The 18,852-nt window shown below is 48.7% G+C and carries 12 protein-coding genes; 3 read left to right on the plus strand and 9 right to left on the minus strand.

Going from position 1 to position 18,852, the window contains the following annotated elements; genetic code table 11:
• The 6 genes from E5S67_RS34895 to E5S67_RS27075 all read right to left on the minus strand — a co-directional run.
• The coding region (locus E5S67_RS34895) for a transposase-like zinc-binding domain-containing protein (protein WP_422614717.1) at positions 1-65 on the minus strand (65 nt) is incomplete at its 3' end.
• A 23-nt stretch (positions 66-88) separates the two neighbouring features.
• On the minus strand, positions 89-241 hold the full coding sequence (locus E5S67_RS27055) for a hypothetical protein (RefSeq protein WP_172191809.1): 153 nt from the start codon (positions 239-241) through the stop codon (positions 89-91).
• Between the two features lie 43 nt (positions 242-284).
• Entirely contained in the window at positions 285-4,418 is a 4,134-nt protein-coding gene (locus E5S67_RS27060) for a non-ribosomal peptide synthetase (RefSeq protein ID WP_172191811.1), read from the minus strand.
• Positions 4,419-4,622: 204 nt separating this feature from the next.
• Complete coding sequence (locus E5S67_RS27065) at positions 4,623-5,498, minus strand: cupin-like domain-containing protein (RefSeq protein ID WP_172191813.1); 876 nt, start codon at positions 5,496-5,498, stop codon at positions 4,623-4,625.
• Between the two features lie 237 nt (positions 5,499-5,735).
• A complete protein-coding gene (locus tag E5S67_RS27070; protein ID WP_172191815.1) occupies positions 5,736-10,754 on the minus strand; it encodes a type I polyketide synthase in 5,019 nt (1,672 codons plus the stop codon).
• Between the two features lie 3 nt (positions 10,755-10,757).
• The gene (locus E5S67_RS27075) at positions 10,758-14,150 is read right to left on the minus strand and encodes a non-ribosomal peptide synthetase (RefSeq protein ID WP_172191817.1); all 3,393 of its coding nucleotides are present in this window, start codon (positions 14,148-14,150) and stop codon (positions 10,758-10,760) included.
• Between the two features lie 289 nt (positions 14,151-14,439).
• Here E5S67_RS27075 and E5S67_RS27080 point away from each other — a divergent pair, with 289 nt between their 5' ends.
• Positions 14,440-14,778, plus strand: a complete 339-nt coding sequence (locus tag E5S67_RS27080; protein ID WP_172191841.1) for a hypothetical protein — start codon at positions 14,440-14,442, stop codon at positions 14,776-14,778.
• Between the two features lie 383 nt (positions 14,779-15,161).
• Here the strand turns inward: E5S67_RS27080 and E5S67_RS27085 are convergent, their stop codons facing one another.
• Positions 15,162-16,910, minus strand: coding sequence for a hypothetical protein (locus E5S67_RS27085; RefSeq protein WP_172191843.1), 1,749 nt, complete (start codon positions 16,908-16,910; stop codon positions 15,162-15,164).
• Positions 16,911-16,997: 87 nt separating this feature from the next.
• The gene (locus tag E5S67_RS27090) at positions 16,998-17,171 is read right to left on the minus strand and encodes a hypothetical protein (protein ID WP_172191845.1); all 174 of its coding nucleotides are present in this window, start codon (positions 17,169-17,171) and stop codon (positions 16,998-17,000) included.
• A 126-nt stretch (positions 17,172-17,297) separates the two neighbouring features.
• Here E5S67_RS27090 and E5S67_RS27095 point away from each other — a divergent pair, with 126 nt between their 5' ends.
• The gene (locus tag E5S67_RS27095; RefSeq protein ID WP_172191847.1) at positions 17,298-17,528 is read left to right on the plus strand and encodes a hypothetical protein; all 231 of its coding nucleotides are present in this window, start codon (positions 17,298-17,300) and stop codon (positions 17,526-17,528) included.
• Positions 17,529-17,578: 50 nt separating this feature from the next.
• Positions 17,579-17,791, plus strand: a complete 213-nt coding sequence (locus tag E5S67_RS27100; protein WP_425487382.1) for a hypothetical protein — start codon at positions 17,579-17,581, stop codon at positions 17,789-17,791.
• Positions 17,792-18,368: 577 nt separating this feature from the next.
• Here the strand turns inward: E5S67_RS27100 and E5S67_RS27105 are convergent.
• Positions 18,369-18,752, minus strand: coding sequence for an MgtC/SapB family protein (locus E5S67_RS27105; RefSeq protein WP_172191851.1), 384 nt, complete (start codon positions 18,750-18,752; stop codon positions 18,369-18,371).
• Positions 18,753-18,852: the final 100 nt, after the last annotated feature.

Consider the following 18,852-nt stretch of genomic DNA (forward strand, 5'->3'; position numbering starts at 1 on the left):
TTCTGTTTTCCTTTCTTCTTGCCGTTTTTACGGATATGGGTTGATTTACATTCTGGGCATTGCATAAATTATTCCTCCTATTCATACTCTAGCTCAGCAACGCCTGCGCTTGTTGTTGGAGACTGTCGTATCCAGCCTTCGCAAGCCGCCGAATCTGCGGCTTGCGAAGGCCGATCCAAGTGCGATCGCCCCTATCGTAGAAGGCTTGTTGCACGTGGTGCATCATTAGTTCGATCGACACAGATAAAATCTGTGTTTATCTGTGTCGATCTGCGGTTAAAATCTCATAAATTTTTACCCTGAAACCGAGCAACCGCAGCCTGCAATTTTTCCCCCAGTACCCGAACGTGAGGTTCTTTTAACATCCCAAGGTGGTTGCTGGGAATGTCGTAAACCTCTATTCCTCCCGTAATTACCCCACCCCAACCCAATTCGCGATCGGCACCAAACGCGGCCGCACTCTCAACTGCCTTGAAAATAGAAGCCCGGCCCGGATAAACTCCCGCTACATAATGTCTCAATGCCTCATTATTTAATTCCCCATGAGAGAAGTTTTCCAAATAAATTGGCAAGGGACGCCCGATCGCCCCGTACAACTTGCACAAAATTCTCCACTGAATATAAGTGAGATCCTGGATTTTTCCCATCAGATTGCTCTTCGCTTTCTTCATAAATAAAGCAGGCGTGAGCCGTAAAACTTTCATCGCTCGTTGACTCTTATTAACCTCAGAGAAATTTTTGCAAGTAGCCGGCCCGTAAGTGTCCAACAATCCCAGCAAAGCTACCTTCTCACCTAGATCGTGAAGTTGCCGAGCCATCTCAAAAGCTACCGTCCCCCCAAAAGATACTCCTAAGAGAAAATAAGGGCCGTGCGGCTGGAAAGTTTGCATTTCTTTTATGTAATAAGCTGCCAATTCCTCAACTCGATTGGGGGGAGCCAATTTTTTATCCATAATCTGGCTTGACAGTCCCAAAACAGGCTGCGATGGATCGATATAATTCATTAAAGGACGGTAAAATTCCAATCCTCTACCGAGTACGTGGATGCAGAACAGAGGCGGTTTGTAACTTCCGGTTCCCGGTTGAATCACGACCATTGACGGAGAAGGCGAAGACCATTCAGGTTCGCGGAGAATGTCAGCCAATTGCTCAACTGTTGGCGATTGGAAAATAGCAGACAGCGGCAGCTTTTTGTCAAATACTTTCTCAATTTCAGCTAACAGGCGCGCTGCTAGCAGGGAATGTCCTCCCACCTCGAAGAAATTGTCCCTGATTCCCGTTGAATTGATGCCTAAAACTTTTTCCCAAATTTCTGTCACTTGGAATTCAAACTTGTCGCGGGGGGCAACAGCAATTGTTTCATTGGGCGCAGCGTCGCTAGATTGCCACTTTTGAGTTGCCAAAGCGCGGCGGTCTACTTTGCCGTTGGGGTTTAAGGGCAAAGCGTCGAGAAAAACAAACCCAGCAGGTATCATGTAGTCTGGCAGTCTTTCTTGCAGGAAGCCACGCAGGGTAGCGGCTGCGAGAATTTGACCGGGGCGGGAAACTGCATAAGCTGCGAGACATTTGTTGCCCGAAGCATCTAATTGAACTGCGATCGCCGCTTGGCTGACATCTGGATGTGCGGCGAGCACTGCCTCAATTTCTCCCACTTCTATGCGGAAGCCGCGAATCTTTACCTGATTGTCGGTGCGTCCGAGGTACTCGATGTTACCGTCAGGCAGGTAGCGGGCTAAATCCCCTGTTTTGTAAAGGCGATTTGATTTGGGATGATTAGATGCTTCTTGGCTTTCAGCAATCTCTAGTTTCTCACCAGCATTCCCCAATCTAAAATCTAAAATCGGCAATCTAAAATCGTTGAAAGGATTGAGAATGAACCTTTGGGCTGTCAAATCGGGGCGGTTGAGGTAGCCTCTGGCTAAGCCTGCGCCGCCTGCATACAATTCCCCCGGAACGCCGATCGGCACTGGCTGCAAATACCGATCGAGTATGTAAACTTGAGTATTGGCGATCGCCCGCCCGATAGGAACGGAATTGCTAATTTGACTGGCAGAGTCGATCGGCGCGCAGCAAGTAAAAGTCGTATTTTCGGTCGGCCCGTAACCGTTAATTAATTTGCAGTTTGGAACTTCTCGCAGCAACTTCTGGACGTGGGGAACAGATAAAACGTCACCGCCTGCCAACAGTTGGCGCACACCCTTTAAATCCTCAATGCGATCGTCCACCATCAAGTGAAACAGTCCGGCTGTCAGCCACAAAATTGTCACATTATATAAGCGAATCGCCTCTCCCAACTCTGCCAAAGATGGGCTGCCGGGAGGGAATACCGCCAGTTGCGCCCCGTTCAGCAGCGCTCCCCAAATTTCCAAAGTCGAGGCGTCGAAGGAAATCGGAGCAAGTTGCAGGAATACTTCTGCTGCGGTGAGGCTGGCGAAATTAGTGTCTTTGACTAACCGCACTACACCCCGGTGGACGACGCAAACGCCTTTGGGCTTGCCTGTCGAACCAGAAGTATACATTACATAAGCTAGATTGTCTGCATTAGCGAGACTGGCTGGGTTTATCTCACTTTGTGCGTCTATTTCCTGCTGCGCCGCCTCCAGACAAATTACTTTTGCTCCGCAGTCGGGAAGTCTTTCTACTAGGTTATGTTGAGTCAAAAGCACCGATATTTGGGCGTCTGACAGCATGAAATCCAGCCGCTCTTTGGGATAAGCGGGGTCTAAGGGCAAGTAAGCCGATCCGGCTTTGAGAACAGCTAAAAGCGAGACGATCGCATCCATAGAGCGATCCAAACAAATGCCCACTAAAACTTCCGGGCCAGCCCCCAAAGTTTGCAAGTAATGTGCGAGTTGATTGGCGCGACAATTTAGCTGTTGGTAGGTTAGCTGTTGCTCTCCAAAAACTACGGCTACAGCGTCGGGAGTTTGTTCTGCTTGAACTTCAAATAGTTGGTTAATGCAGGCTGATTCGGGATAATTTGTTTGAGTGTTATTCCATTCAACTAATAGCTGTTGCTGTTCCGCTGCCGTCAAAATTGGCAAGTTTTTCAGCGGGTGCTCTGGATTAGCAACTATCCCCTCTAACAGCACCTCAAATTCAGCCATGCGGCGGCGGATTGTCGCAGCATCAAATAAGTTGGTATTGTACTGGCACTCCAGCACGAGTTTGTTTTTTGTTTCGCTGGCATTCACTGCCCATTCAAAGTTTTCCGAAGTTCTCGGATTCGAGAAAACTTCAGCTTCAAAACCGTCAAAATTAAGTTGCTCTTCTGCAAGCTGCACATCCAGATTAAAAGTTACAGGCACTAGCGGAATGCGGCTGAAGTCCCGCGGCACTGCTAGTTTTTTTACCAAAGTACCGAAGGTAATCTGCTGGCAGTCGAGAGCATCTAAAATTGCCGTGCGGCGCGATCGCAAATAATCTCTAAAAGATTGTTCCTCGTTAATGCGGGTGCGCAGCGGCAACAAGCTCACGCAGTGTCCCGCAAGCTTGTCTTTTCCTCCAACCAGTTGTCCCGCCGCCGGCATTCCGACAACCAAATCCTCTTGCCCGCACAAGCGGTACATAAAAGCTTCAAATGCAGCAAAGAGAGTTGTAAAAAAACTGCACCCTGCTTTTTTCCCGAGGCGCTTGAGGTTAGCAACCAAATCAGGATTGAGTTCCCAATCTTCCCGCGAACCCTGGTAAGTTCTCAAAGCAGGTCGCGCTCTGTCAGTCGGCAAATCTAGCACCGGAATTGTGCCTGAGAACTGTTCTAACCAATACTTTTCAGCCTCAATAATTTCGGTTGTTGTTGAGTTTTCTTCTTGTGAAATTGCGTATTCTATAAAACTTTCTGGCTGTGGAAGATTGGCAGCTAACCCTTGCTTTTTGGCAGAATAAATTGCTCCCAAATCCGGGAATAGTATGCCCCAAGACCAGCCATCGCAAATGATGTGGTGGCCGGTGAGAATCACGATGTGTTCCTGCTCTTGCAGCTTAATAATTTGACTGCGAAACAGCGGCCCGCGCACTAGATGGAAAGGGCGATCGACTTCTTGGCTGCGCAAATAAGCTAATTTCGATTCGCGATCGCGATCGTCCACACTTGACAAGTCGATCGCCGGAATGTCGAGTTCGATCGACGACGCAATACAAAGAGTCGATCCGTCAGGGCTAAATGTTGCCCGCAGCGCCTCGTGCCGCTGCACTAATTCCTGAATGGAAAATCGGAGAGATTGAATGTCGAGGTTTCCTTGCAATCGCAGACACATCGACTCGTTATAAGCACAATTTGCCTCGTCTCCCATTTGCACGGCAATCCAGATTTCTTTTTGCGATTCCGTCGCGGGTACGCAAGCAAAAAGTTCTCCGCCTGCGAAAGGATCGAAGTCTACAGCAGTTAGTTTCGGTTGTAAATCTGCGGCTATTTTCATGGGCTATTAACAGTAGTACAACTAAATAAATTTAAGTGACAGATGTAGGGGGTACGGCGAGGGGCGACAAAGCAGGGAGACAACCTATTGTTTTATGCCCAAGTGCTTCACCCTCCAACCAAGCGAGGAAAGCGTAACCCTTACATCTATCAAATCAAACGGTTTGAGATTATTTGTTGGAGATGTCTAACGAACCCAAATGTATTACTCCGTCCCCATCAATCTTTCGCGAGCACTCAACAAAGCACCTGCACCAGTCAGATAAGCATTAATCATTTTGGCTTTGACCGAATTGTTGCCCCTGGGGATGCAACATTCGTTCGTAAAAAATTTCCAATTTGATTCGCAAAGTTGGTCAAATGCTACGGAAATTGTTAAAGTCAGCGACCTTGCCGTGTGATACCAGCCGCAGGGAATAAATAGCGTTTCACCGGCTGAGATGGTAATAGTTATTGGCGTAGCTTCAGCCAAAAGCGGATATTTTTTTAAGTCAGGATTGTGATGGTTCTCAATCTCAGATAGCCAAGGAGAGCCTGGTTTTGGGTAAAGATACTTTTGCTGTTCCGGCGGAAAAATTGTAAATTCTTTTTCCCCGTACAGTTGATTGATATACGCATAAAGCCCGAGAAAATCGTAGTGCAAATAAGGAAATTCTCCGCCAGGCCCGCCGAAGAATATTTCTAAGTCGTACAAATCATTTAGCAGCATCTTCGGGATTAAGCTGCTGTGCGTGCGATCGGGTGTGGCAATACTCGGTCTGGGAGAAATATCAGGCTCTAAATCGGCAAAATCTTTGCGAACATTTAGTTTGAAGGGATAGGGAGCCGGATTCTCTTTTGTGGAATTCTTGAGCAAATCGAACAATTTGTTGAGCGTGTAAATTTTACCACCTATTTCAATTTCTCGATCGCCAAATCTTTCTTGAAAATACTCCGGCGTAAATTTCGTTTTGGCAGGCCAATCTTTTGATAAATCCGTGAAAATAACTGGTTTGCCGGGATTGCGGTACTCCCTGACAAATTCCCCGTGAGTCAGACCTGTGCGGCGGTCTACTTGAATAGTTTTTGCTGTTTGGAGCATTGGGGTTTTTCCTGTGTTGGTTAGTTGAAATTCATTGCCGATTTGAAGAGATTTATCGTGTTCGTGGGGCGGGTTTGCGAGATTGTTGGTCAGAGGTAATTATTGTTGGTCAAACCCGCCCCTACAGGTAGATTGAGATTTACCGTTGGGTGGGGGCGGGTTTGCGAGATTATTTGTCTTAGGCTCAGATGGTTGGTAAAACCCGCCCCTACAGGATTTAATTACCAACCCTAACCGTCAATTTGATAAACTATCTCCTACTTGTAAATGTTTTCCTGGACGCTCTGGATCTGCGATATACCAAGCTGGATGGCCATTGGGATCTCGCCCTAATTTTGCACCGGGTACAGGAGAATTGCTTGCGAAAACAGTTGAGGATTTCGATCCATTTGTATTGCCATTTTTGTGGAAATCGATCGCCCGAACAGTCCCGCCAGACGGATCTGCCAAAAATCCGGCTGACTGCAATTCGGCAATGCTGTTTTTAAATGCTTCCTTGGCAAAAGCAATATCTGCGTCGGAATGCGCTAGCGTCAGAAAACACGGGCGGTGATCCCAAATGTGAATTCCTTTTTCGCGCAGCGAGTAAAACAGCAGTTCTCCATGAGTAAAATCTTGGGGGTAGGTAATTTTGAACAGGGAACCAAAGTTTTTAACCGTGAAAGGTGCTTGCTCTCGATCGAACATGGCGTTCAATTCTGCAACGAATTTGTCAGTTTTGGCATTGAGTTCGCGCTGCAATGAAGGCCCGCCCCGTTTCAAATATTCTAGGGATGCCTTGGCGGCTGCTAAAGTCAGGGGATGGCGCACAAAAGTCCCTGCAAAATAGGTAACGCCTACTTCCGGGAACGAGTCGTCGCCGAACTGCCAAAAACCGCCATCTAAAGCGTCCATCCAGGCGGATTTGCCCGCGATTACCCCGATCGACATCCCGCCGCCGACGACTTTGCCGTAGGTGCCGATATCCGCTTGTACGCCGAAATATTCTTGGGCCCCGCCCGGTGCAACTCGGAATCCGGTAATCACTTCGTCCATAATGAAGGCGCAACCGGCTTGCTCGGTAATCCGGCGCACTTCGTGGAGGAATTCTCGCGGTTGCCAGTCGGGACGGCGACTTTGTACCGGTTCTACCATGATGGCTGCAAACTCGCCCGCCCGCGCTTTGAGGATTTCCAGGGATTCGGGTTCGCCGTAGTCGAGGATTAAAGTATTGTCAACGGCGGATTGGGGAATGCCCGGTGCTGCGGGGAGCGATCGCAGTTTTTTGGTGCCGCGCACGATCACTTCGTCGAAAATTCCGTGATAGTCTCCGGTAAACATGACGATCGTACTGTTGCCCGTGACGGTGCGGGCCAGGCGCATTGCGCCCAAAACTGCCTCAGAACCCGTGTTGCAGAAGGCGGCGCGATCGTGTTTTGTCATTTCGCACACGAGTTCGGCAACTTCGCCTGCTAGCGGTGTTTGCGGGCCGATTTCATACCCGCGCTGCATTTGAGCTGCGATCGCTTCTGTGATAAATGCAGGCGAATATCCGAAAAAGTTCGACCCGAAACCGTTGGTTAAATCCACGTACTCGTTGCCGTCTTCATCCCAAAGTTTAGAACCGGACGATCGCCCCACCACGATCGGATAAACCAACTCTTTCATCGTCCGGTTAAACCCCGAAACTACCCGCGGATCGGCGAGGTGATGGCGGTGAGTCTGAGTGTACTGTTTGGATTTCTGAGTTCGCGCCGTATATCGCTTGACAAATGTTTCTAAATATGCTGATTGCTGCGGAGTTAATCCGTCGCGATCGGATGTGTCGATGCGGGCGGCGGCACCGAACACCTTTTTTGGTTCTGCGGTTGGTTCCGCTGTTGGTGCGATCGCGCTGCCGTTAGTCTGGGATGGAGGGATATTTTGAACGGGTGCCGGCGGCTGCGGCATAACTTGACCGTTGTTGGCAGGTGCCGGCTGTGCGGGAACCAAACCAGCGCCGCCCAACAGTTCTAGCTGTCGCGACATAATTTGCAACTGCTGCCCGATCAGGTATTCGAGATTGCCAGACTGTACGGGATTCAAAATTTGAGGTCCAGGGCTGGGTAAGGGCAGATTTACAGGGTCGCTGACTGCAACGGGAGTGGCAATGGGCGCAGGAGGTGCTGCTGTCGGCGCGATCGCCGGTGCTGGTGCTGGTGCGGGCGCGGCTTGTTGGACGGCAGGAGTTGCAGGCAAAACCTCCGGCGGCAGAGCACCATCGATAAATTCAGATAAAGTGCCGAGAGTGGGGAAAGTTTCTAATAGTTGGCGAAAGGTAATTTTGATGCTAAATTCTTTTTGCAAATTCAGCGCTACTTGAGTTAAAGATAGAGAATCTAAACCCATTTCTAGGAAAGTTAAGTCCTCATCAACACTGCCTAAATCCTCGCCAGAAGTTTCTTCTAGGATGTTTTTAATTACAGGGATAAGTCTGTATTTGCGCGCTGCTTGTTTGGTTTCAACCTGTGAATTTGGCATCGGTAATTGGGAATTGGTAGTTGGTAACTGGGAAGTGGTAATTGGTAATTCAGAAGCGGGCAATTCCTCCACTATTTCACTCTTGCCCTCTGACACGTTTGGTTCGATCCAGAAACGCTTGCTCTCGAAGGGATAAGTCGGCAAGGGAAGGCGATCGCGCGTTTCCTCTTGATAAAAGCTCTGCCAGTCGATCGATACTCCGCAGAGCCAAAGCTGTCCGGCTGCACTCAACAAAGCCGCCCATTCAGTTTGATTTTCAGGGCTGTCGCCGAGGGAAGAAATGGCAACTTGTTTTTTCAAATCTTTGGCTTGTTTGCGAGCTAAAGTAGCAGCCGTTGTTCTCGGCCCGACTTCCAAAAGTATCCGGTTCGGATCTTGCCAAAGCTCTTTTATCCCGTCGGCAAAACGCACTGTTGCCCGCAAATGCCGCGCCCAATACATGGGATCTGTTGCTTGTTCCGCTGTTATCCAACTAGCAGTTACAGTAGAAACAAATGGGATAGTTGGCGCTGACAACTGCACTTTTTTGACATATTCGGCGAAAGGTTCGACGATCGAATCTACCATCGGCGAATGAAAAGCGTGGGAAGTGTGCAGTTGTTTGCAGACAACGTTTTCGCTTTCTAGTTGCTGCTGAAAAAGTGCGATCGCCTCCGTCGGCCCGGAAACCACGCACAAATCCGGCGCATTCACCGCAGCCACTGCCAAATCCGCACTCAACCGCCCCTCGACTTGCGCCGCCGGCAACCGCACCGACAGCATCGAACCCCCCGGCAAATCTTGCATCAAGCGCCCCCTCGCTGCCACTAACATCAAGGCATCCTCAAGGGAAAACACGCCTGCGATCGTTGCCGCTACAAATTCGCCGATGCTGTGCCCGATCGCACCTTGGGGAGTGACGCCCCAACTCTGCCACAGCTTGGAAAGCGCGTATTCTACGGTAAATATCGCAGGCTGAGTCAAGAAAGTTTGGCGGAGGGATTCGGCGGCTGTCGCTTCATCGCTGCCGGGATACAGGACTTTCCGCAAATCTCGGCCGAGGTGCGGCTGCAAAATATCGGCGCAGCGATCGACTGTTTCGCGGAATAAAGGCTCGGATTCGTACAAATTCAAGCCCATATTGACGTATTGCGACCCTTGTCCCGGAAACATGAAGATTACTGCCGGATTTCTGGATTCGGCGCAGCGGGTTGCTGTACGCAGCGGTGGCAGGGATTCGAGTACCTGCACGGCATCGGTGCGATCGCTGCAAACGGCGAAACGGCGGTAATTGAAGGCTTGACGCCCGGTTTGCAGGGTGTAAGCAGCATCGGCGAGATCGATCTCCGGGTTTTGGGCGAGGTGCGATCGCAAATTTGCGGTAGCTGCGTCCAAAGCAGATGGAGTTTTCGCCGACAGCAGCAGTAACTGCCGCGGGCGAGAAGGACTTGACGGTTCCAGTGCGGGCGCTTCTTCGAGGACAACGTGAGCGTTGGTGCCGCCGACACCAAACGAACTGACACCCGCTCTTCTGGGCGTTTTGCCCGCTTTCCATTCCGAGAGTTCGGCGTTGACGTAGAAGGGGCTGTTGGCAAAATCAATGGCTGGATTCGGTTGCTCGAAGTGCAGAGTAGCGGGTATTTGCTGGTGTTTGAGGGCTAAAGCTGTTTTGATCAGCCCTGTGACTCCCGCCGCGGCGATCGTGTGTCCGAAGTTGCTTTTGACGGAGCCGATCGCGCAAAATTGTTTGGCTGCGGTTTTCAGGGAAAAAGCCTGAGTCAGCGCTTCTATTTCGATCGGATCGCCCAGGGGGGTTGCCGTGCCGTGGGTTTCGACGTAGGATATCGTTTCGGGATTCACGTCTGCCATCGCGTGCGCCATCGCGATCGCGTCTGCTTGCCCGTCTACGCTTGGTGCTGCAAAGCTGACTTTGGCTGCCCCGTCGTTATTCAAGCCGACTCCGCGAATTACGGCATAGATTGTATCTCTGTCGGCGATCGCTTCTTCCAAACGCTTGAGTACAACTGCTCCGGCTGCGTTGCCGAACACGGTTCCTTCAGCCTTGGCGTCGAAAGGTTTGCAGTGTCCGTCGCTGGAGAACATCCCCCCTTCTTGATACAAATAACCGCTATTTTGGGGCACCGTAATTGAGATCCCGCCGGCCAGGGCTAGGTCGCACTGGTAGCTCATCAAAGCATAAAAAGCTTGACAAACTGCAACTAATGATGTAGAACAAGCGGTATGCACGCTGACGCTCGGCCCCTTGAGATTCAGTTTGTAAGAGGTGCGGGTAGCAATGTAGTCTTTTTCGTTGGCTACCATCACCTGAAACTCGCCCGCGCGGGAAATTACATCCGATCGTCCGGCGATGTTGTTGGGAAAATAAGTATTGTTGCCCGTGCCGGCGTACACTCCGATCGAGCCGTTGAAGGTATTCGGATCGCAGCCTGCATTTTCTAGGGCGGCCCAAGCTATTTCTAAAAAAACGCGCTGCTGCGGGTCTGTAATTTCGGCTTCGCGGGTACTCACGCCGAAAAATGCTGCATCAAAGCGATCGGCACCGTCAATAATTCCTCTAGCTTTGACGTAATTCGGATCTTGTCTGAGATTGGGGTCAATACTGGGGTCTAGTTCGGCGTCGCCGAACAACGTTGTAGACTCCACTCCGCCGCACAAATTCTGCCATAATTCACCGACACTGGCAGCGCCGGGAAAGCGGCCCGCCATGCCAATAATCGCAATGCCGTCAAGTTCTGAGTTTTCCTGCGAATTTGTCATAAATTAGGGTTTTTTGGTAGATTGCTTTTGCCGTTTAAAAGCAGCTTTTTGCCGATCGGCCCTGTCTTGAAATTTGTTGTTAGATGGGCTTGCAGTCTGTCCCTGATTTAAATAATTTGCCAATTGGGCGATCGTCGGGTGCTGGAACAATTTCACAACCGGTAAGTCTTTAGCTAGCAGATCCCGGACTTGGACTGCAACTTGCAGCGTCATCAAAGAATTGCCTCCAATCTCGAAGAAATTGTCGTGAATGCCGATGCGATCGAGCTTCAGCAGCTTAGACCAAACACCTGCCAGCAAAAGCTCCAACTCGCTTTGCGGTGCAGCGTAACTCTGGGACTGTTCTTGTCGCTGCGAGTCAGGTGCCGGCAGGGCGCGGCGGTCGATTTTCCCGCTGGGCGTCTTCGGCATCGCCTCAACATTCACAAACACCGCAGGCACCATGTAATCTGGGAGTTGCCCTTGCAGGTAAGGGCGGAGTTCGGCTATTGCCAATTTCTCCTCTGGATTGGCAACTATGTATGCAACCAGTCGTTTGTCCCCCGGTGCGTCTTCCCGCGCCAGCACCACAGCTTGTTTGACGGCGCGATGTTTTGCCAGTGCGGTTTCGATTTCTCCCAACTCTATGCGGAAGCCGCGAATTTTGACTTGGCCGTCAATCCGCCCGATGTACTCGATGTTACCGTCGGGCAGGTAGCGAGCTAAATCTCCTGTTTTGTAAAGGCGATCTTCTGAAGGCAGAAGGGAAAGATCGGATTCGATCGCGCTTATTTCATTGTGTTTAAAAGGATTGGGAATAAATTTTTCAGCAGTCAAGTCCGGGCGGTTGAGATAGCCCCGGGCCAAACAGATACCCCCGATGTACAGTTCTCCCCCTACTCCTAAAGGTATAGGCTCACCATCTTTTTGTAACAGATATATCTCCGTGTTGGCAATAGGGCGGCCGATCGGAGGCAGTGCGGGCCAATCTCCGGGCGGGCCTGCGAGGGTATAAGCTGTTACAACGTGGCTCTCGGAGGGGCCATATTGATTGTGCAGAGTACAATTTTCTAGCTGCTGAAAGAAACTGGCTATGTAACGGTTGACTTGCAACTGTTCGCCGGCGGTGATTACTTCGCGCAGCGATTTCGGTATTAGCTGATAGGTATCGGCTGCTTCGGCTAAATGTTGCAGGGCGATAAAAGGGAGAAACAGTCTTTGAATCTTTTGTTTGTCGATTAGCTGCAACAAACTCTGGGCATCTCGCCGGATTTCTTCTGTGATGAAAACGAGGGTGCCGCCGGCACACCAAGTACAGAACATTTCTTGAAACGAGACATCGAAGCTGAGAGATGCAAATTGCAGGGTTTTGGCTGCGCCTTCAAGGGTCGAGTTTTGCAGTTGCCACGCAATTAGGTTGACTAAGGCGCGGTGCGGGAGGGGAACTCCTTTGGGTTTGCCTGTGGAACCTGATGTATATATTGTATAAGTTAAATTTTGGGGAGAGACGGTGCTAGCTGGGTTCTCCGTGCTGTGACTGCTGATTGTTTCCCAGTCTGCGTCCAAGCAAACGGCGCGGGCTTGATGTGCGGGCAACTCCGATATTAAGTGAGATTGAGTGAGGATAACCGGAGCTTGGGTGTCGGCTAACATGAAGGTCAGCCGTTCTTGGGGGTAGGCCGGATCGAGAGGAACGTAAGCTGCGCCTGCTTTGAGAACGCCTAAAACGGCGATCGCAATTTCTAAGGAACGTTCCATGCAAATAGCTACTAAAACATCGGCCCCGACGCCTAATTGCTGCAAGTAATGGGCTAGTTGATTGGCTTTGGAATTGAGTTCCAGGTAGGTGAGTTGCTGTTGGAGGTTTTGGGAAAAAACGGCGGCAATGGCATCGGGCGATCGATCGACTTGTGCTTCAAATAATTGGTGAACGCATTTATCTTGGGGATAATTTGCTTGAGTTTGATTCCACTCCTGCAACTGAGCAAGTTCGGCTGCTGTCAGCATTGACAATTTGCTGATTTTCTGCTGAGGATTCGCGGCTATACTTTCTAGCAAAGTTTGCAGGTGTCCCAACATTCGGGTAATGGCGATCGGATCGAACCGCTGGCGATCGCCAGCAATTTTTAGCAGCAGTTCGGTTCCTCCGTATGCGTAAACTGTTAGGGGAAAACTTGTCTGTTCTAAAAGCTGAAATTCTCGGTTTTGCCAGTTGCCACCCAGAGCTTGCAAGGCAGAGTTAATGTGAGATTTTTCAACTACTAGCAGGCTTTCAAATAAAGCTGTGCCGCGGGGAATCTCGCTCCATTCTTGAGTTTTTGCCAGCGGCACGTTCCCGTATTCTTGAAAAGCCGTCCACTGAGTTTGCAGTTGTTTGAGCCAGTCGATCGCTGGTAGAGCGGGAGATACAATTACCCGAAATGGCAAAGTATTTATGAATAATCCTACCGCTGATTCTGCGTTTTCTAGATTCTGCGATCGGCTGTTGCAAATAGTTCCAAATACTACATCTTCAGAACCGGAACAGCGGCTTAAAAGTAAAGCCCACGCTCCTTGCAGCAGGGTATTTAGGGTTAGTTGGTGTTCTTGAATTAGGGAGTTTAAGGCTGCGGTTACGGTACTAGAAAGCCGAATTTCTGGTTCTGCTGATAAATTTTCTGTTGGTGTCAGGAACAGGCCAGATGCCTGTTCCACAACTGATGAATTTCCTGGTGGGACGGGCATCTTGCCCGCCCTTGAAAAATCCCCAACCAGAGGGGTAGGAGCGCTGAAACCGCTTAAGTATTGTTTCCAGAATGTTTCTGCTTTCGAGATGTCTGGCTGCTGCCTCCACTCGATGCAATCTCGATCGCAGCGGGGCGGTTTTAATTCTAATGGTCGATCGGCACATAGAGATTCGTACAAGGTAAAAACTTCTTGCAAAACAGTTATTGCAGAGGTACTGTCAAGCAAAATGTGGTGATAAGTCCAGATGAGTTTGTACTCGGTTTCCGACAAGCGGAACCAAGCCAAACGCATCAGCGGGGGTTGAGTGAGGTCAAAGGCTTGCAGGCGATCGGCTTCCAAATAGGTTGCGAGTTGGTTTGCACGATCGCCCTCCGACAAATTTCGCCAGTCTAGTTCAACGCTTGGGAGTTCAACTTGGTGATGTACCATTTGCAGGGGAACTTCTTTACCTGACCAAGAAAAGCTGGTTCTCAAGATTGGATGCCGCTGCACTATTTGCTGCCAAGCTTTGATGAAAGCTGAAACATTCAAATTTTCCCGAATACTACAGATCGCTTGTTCGATGTCTATCCCTGATTGTTGACCCGAAAGGCTGTCGAACAACATCCCTTGCTGTATCGGTGAAAGTTGATAGGAAGATTCACTATCAGTAGTTGGGGATTGCGGGCGATCGTCTGCTGGCAATGACATATTTATATGTAAGTATTGATGGAAAAGACTTGTGAGCAACTGTAGCCGGATTTTTAAGGCTTTTTTAAGTAACTATTTATCCCCAAACACCGTAAAATTACGGTAAAATTATCGCTAGCGTGTATCTGAATGTTTGGTTTTTGGGGGTGCAATATTTTATCGGCTCAGCCGATGTTAACTCAAACTCTACCGCGCTGTAAAGTATCATTTATACATTTTACGGATACATTCGCTCAAGAGCATTTCCCGTTCGGCAACCGTGTAATTCCACAGCCTGTAAATGTGAAAATTGCTTAATATTCTGTTGACGATCGACTTTCGTCTCTCAAGAATAACTAAAGCTTTCAACATCTGCTATAACAAGCTGACATCCGCACTCAACAGCAATGATTTGCATCCTGTCTGCTGGCAATCGCTGTGCTATATTAGCTACAGCCAACCTCAACCTTTAAAGAAATCTATGGGATATTTGATTGGTGCGATCGTCTTCGGAATGTTAATTTGGGCTGGATTCGATATCGCGCATACCATCCGCAACAGGGAACTGAATCGCTCCGAAATCAACAAAAAAATTCAAGCTGAAATGGTCAAAGAGACATATTGCTGTCAATTTTTTGATTCTGAATAAGCACAGAAATTATAAAATATCGTTTTCTGACGCACCGTTTATTGGCTGGTGCGTCAGCGGAAGGGTGCGTCAGATTAGAGATTTTCAAGAAGTATGAAAAATCGAATTATGACGCACCATTTATATCATGTTCGGTAAATTAGTTATAATTTGTCATTGCGAGCGGAACGCACGCAGTGAAGCGAAGCAATCGCCACCATCTGAGATTGCGACACGAGCGCGAACAATGACAAGTAATTAGCCGAACATGATATTATCGAGCGGTGCATCAGCTTGGAGATTGTTAGTTTGTGGCGCAAATAATGTGAATTGACGCACCCTAGTTATTCGAGTATTTAATGAATGGAAAATACAATTTAAAATTTTCCATTCATCGATCGTTATTACCCCTTAGCCTCAACCCAAATCGTCATCCCCTCAACCCTCAAACCTTTGCCGCGAGTGCCGCAATATTGACCGTTAGCAGTAACAGGAGTATCGCCTACATTCTGAATGTGAGCCGTATAAAATACGTCGTATTTATCAGCTTGCGGCCCAGTCAGCCGCGCGGCAAATCCCTCAATGCGCTTCGCTTTGCCCCGGAAGCCAGCTAGCTCGCCTTCCGATATCCAAGCAGTGTCGCCAACTCCTTCAACGTGAGCCATGTACTGCAAATTTAAACCGGCAACGGGAGGCTCTATTTTAATTTGAAATCCTTCCACGCGGCGGCCTTGAGCGCGTGTGCCGGCATATTCTCGATCGCTAAAAGTTCGATCGCCAATTCCTTGAATGTGCGCCAACACTTTTAAACCCACAGGCGCCGCTGTTTGGGAACTAGCAGACGGCGCGATCCAAACTTTGATGCCCTCGATTCTCAAAGCTTTGCCGCGAGTGCCGCAATATTCGCCGTTGGAGGACACATCGGTGTCGCCGATATTCTGAATGTGAGCGCTATAAAATACGTCGTACTTATCAGCTTGCGGCCCGCTCAACCGCACTGCAAATCCTTCAATTCGTTTCGCTTGACCCCGAAAACCCGCCAATTCTCCTTCGCTGAGCCAAGGAGTATCGCCAACACCTTCGACGTGAGCCATGTACTCGACATTTAAGCCGGGAATTGGGGGATCGATATTAATTTGAAATCCTTCGACGCGCCGTCCTTGAGCTTTAGTACCCGCGTATTCTTGAGCACCGAAAGTTCGATCGCCAATTCCCTGAATGTGCGCCAAAACTTTGATTCCCAAAGCGCCCTCTACAGGAGCCTGTTGAATGTTGCGAGGTGCGCCAAAAACAATGTTCCCGGAGCCGGTTGTCTGGAGGGACTGAGGTACTTCGACGCTGGGAACGATAATCACCTCGTGCATGGGTGCCGAAGGTGCGGGGGATTCCAAAATCTGGATCTGTGGCGCAACTGCAACTTGTTTCGGCGCAACATTTCCCGACGGAATGATAATCACTTCAGGTAAGGGTTGGGCGCTGATTTTTGGTTCGGGCGCTGCTTTCAATGCGGGTTCGACTTTAGCAGGTGCTGCTTTTACCATCTCAGCAATGGTTAATTTGCCTCTAGAAATGGCGACGGCTATTTGTTTGCCAAAAGCGGCGCTGACTGTTTCTTCGAGGATGACCCACTGTTCGTCGTCTAATTTGTCTTGCTGTTCCACCAGGGCGAGCACTGCTGAAACTGGGTGCTTGCCGCTGACTAAAGATTCAGCGTCGGAATGCAGTTGAGTTGGGGTTGATTCGGAAATCGCGCGGTGCAGTTCGCGGGCTTTGGCATGAACTGATTGTAAGGGCGCGAAGTCGCTTTGTTCGCGGTGGGCGATCGCCAATACTCGATCGATAACTTTCAAAGCTGCGTCGCGAATTTCTGCTTTACCTTCGGAAGCTGCTACAGTCTCGACTAAGTTTTGAATGTCTTTGAGCGAAGCAATTTCCCCCGGCGCGATCGTGGATTTGTTGAGTTCGAGAGCTTGTTTTTGGACTGTGGCAAAGTTGCGGCTGTAGGTGGCGACTTCTTGCAGCAAGCTGTCAGAGGGAGGAAGGCCCGAGTCTTGCAGTTGTTTGGCTGCTTGGGAAAGGCGATCGGCCAAATTAGCATAAGTTTCCGATAGTCGGGCTATTTGTTGTAGCAAATCTTTATGAACTGGTTCCATATGTCTTGCCGTAAATATTTAACTTGCTGATTATAGACGTTGAGCGTCTTCTGAAGGTACAAGGCAGTAGTCATTAGTCATTAGTCATTAGTCATTAGCCATTAGTTCGAGGGAAGAAGAAAAATGCTCCCACTGTGAAACTCCCCCACTCGGACACTCTCCGACTCCACCACCCGGACACTCTCCGACTCCCCCCTCCCCCCCTTCTCCTGTGGCATCCCCCGCGTGATCGCCGTCACACCCGTGCAAATACTTAGTCACACTCTGCTACTCCGGCTGTCACGACCGACCTTTAAAAATGTCACACCAATTGAGCAATAGCCGTCACTGCCGATTCGCTTAAAACGGTTGATACTGAAACTTCAACCAATAAAACCCACAAGTGTTATGGTACTGATTCGCGACCTCGCCCAACAAGCTCTGACCCTAGGCTATCTCACTATTGAAGCCGAAAATCAACTGCGGCGGATGTTAACTACTACCAAGTATGAGCTGGAAGACTTAAATGCTTTTATGGCTCTGCAACTAGCAGCTATGTCCGGAGGAGTGAAACAAGAGTCTCGCGAGCGGAAACAATTTGAACTGTTTGGCGAGACAGCCTCTAAAACTTCCTGTTAGTAATTAGTTGGCTTTTGATGGGTGCAAAATTAGTAAGGGACATTTCGATCGTGCAGATTCGTGAAGTTGTAAAACAAGCTATTGCCGCTGGATATCTGAGTGTGGAAGCGGAAAATGAAATGCAGCAGATTTTTTCGTCAGCTAAATGTGATTTGGAAGATTTGAATGCTTTTATGAGCTTGCAGTTAGCTGCGATGGCGGGTCGCGTGAGGCAAGAGTCCTTGGAATCGATAAAAGTGTCAAATTTTCAGGAAGTAAATTAATCAGCTTTATTCAATTCTTTGACGCGACAAATATTAATTTATCTGCCAAAAAAAGGCTGATATGATAATTAAATTGTACTCAAATTTATCCTAAATTCATTAATAGTAAAAATATTGCTAATTTGGTTTTATCGGTATCGATCGAAATCCAATTAAATTTAAATTAATATTCAAGCTGGTAGTGAGGACTTGAGTCCTCAAAGGCAAGGCTTGGACGATCGGACATATCAAGGTGTAGTCAACGTGTTTGCGTCGTAACGGTTGAGCATTATTCTTGAGATGTTATTTATTATTAATTAGCTAGTAAATAAAAACATCACTCGCCGGAAACAGATCTTTCGAGCATTTGAGCTAATTTTTTACCACCTAGACAGGTCTGGCTTGGATGAGGGGCAATAATTTACGATCGGTGATTAACTGGACTTGGTATGAAACAGCTAATATTATCTATCCTCAATCGACCCCATCAAATTGGTTGGTAGTGAGGGCTAAAGTCCTCAGAAAACTCCCTCGGACTTTGGTCGTCACTACAAACTTTATAACGGTTATTTTACCAGACGTTATATAATGACTGAGACTATTTGCGACTCTGACGCTCTAACTCTTTAATTACTCTTAGAACAAACAGCGACATTAAAGCGCCAATTAATGCCAGTTGCCACAATCCGCATCCTGCCGCAGTTCCTAAAGCTGCTGACACCCAAATAGCGGCCGCAGAGGTGAGCCCGTGAACTTCAACTTTGCCTATTTCCTGTTGATTTTGTCGCAGGATTTCTCCGCCTCCCAAAAACCCAATCCCGGCAGCAATGCCTTGAATTACGCGATCTACAGCATATCCTCCATTTTCATTTTTACCCATTGCTAGCGGTATTAAAACAAACAAGGCAGAACCCATACTTACTAGCATATGAGTTCTTAATCCCGCTGGTTTCTGTCTGAGTTGGCGCTCCCATCCAATAATTCCGCCAACGGGTGCATCTCACTTTTGCGAATGTGTCAAAAAAGAGTTAAAATGAAAAAGCTAGTAAAATCGTCAAATAAAGATGAGGTAAAGAAAATGA

It is taken from the genome of Microcoleus asticus IPMA8 (assembly GCF_013179805.1).
Lineage (GTDB): Bacteria > Cyanobacteriota > Cyanobacteriia > Cyanobacteriales > Microcoleaceae > Microcoleus > Microcoleus asticus.

Coding starts and splice junctions, on each gene's coding strand:
- E5S67_RS27060 (WP_172191811.1), bottom strand. CDS start 4,418: ATGAAAATAGCCGCAGATTTACAACCGAAACTAACTGCTGTAGACTTC.
- E5S67_RS27085 (WP_172191843.1), bottom strand. CDS start 16,910: ATGGAACCAGTTCATAAAGATTTGCTACAACAAATAGCCCGACTATCG.
- E5S67_RS27065 (WP_172191813.1), bottom strand. CDS start 5,498: ATGCTCCAAACAGCAAAAACTATTCAAGTAGACCGCCGCACAGGTCTG.
- E5S67_RS27075 (WP_172191817.1), bottom strand. CDS start 14,150: ATGTCATTGCCAGCAGACGATCGCCCGCAATCCCCAACTACTGATAGT.
- E5S67_RS27095 (WP_172191847.1), top strand. CDS start 17,298: ATGGTACTGATTCGCGACCTCGCCCAACAAGCTCTGACCCTAGGCTAT.
- E5S67_RS27070 (WP_172191815.1), bottom strand. CDS start 10,754: ATGACAAATTCGCAGGAAAACTCAGAACTTGACGGCATTGCGATTATT.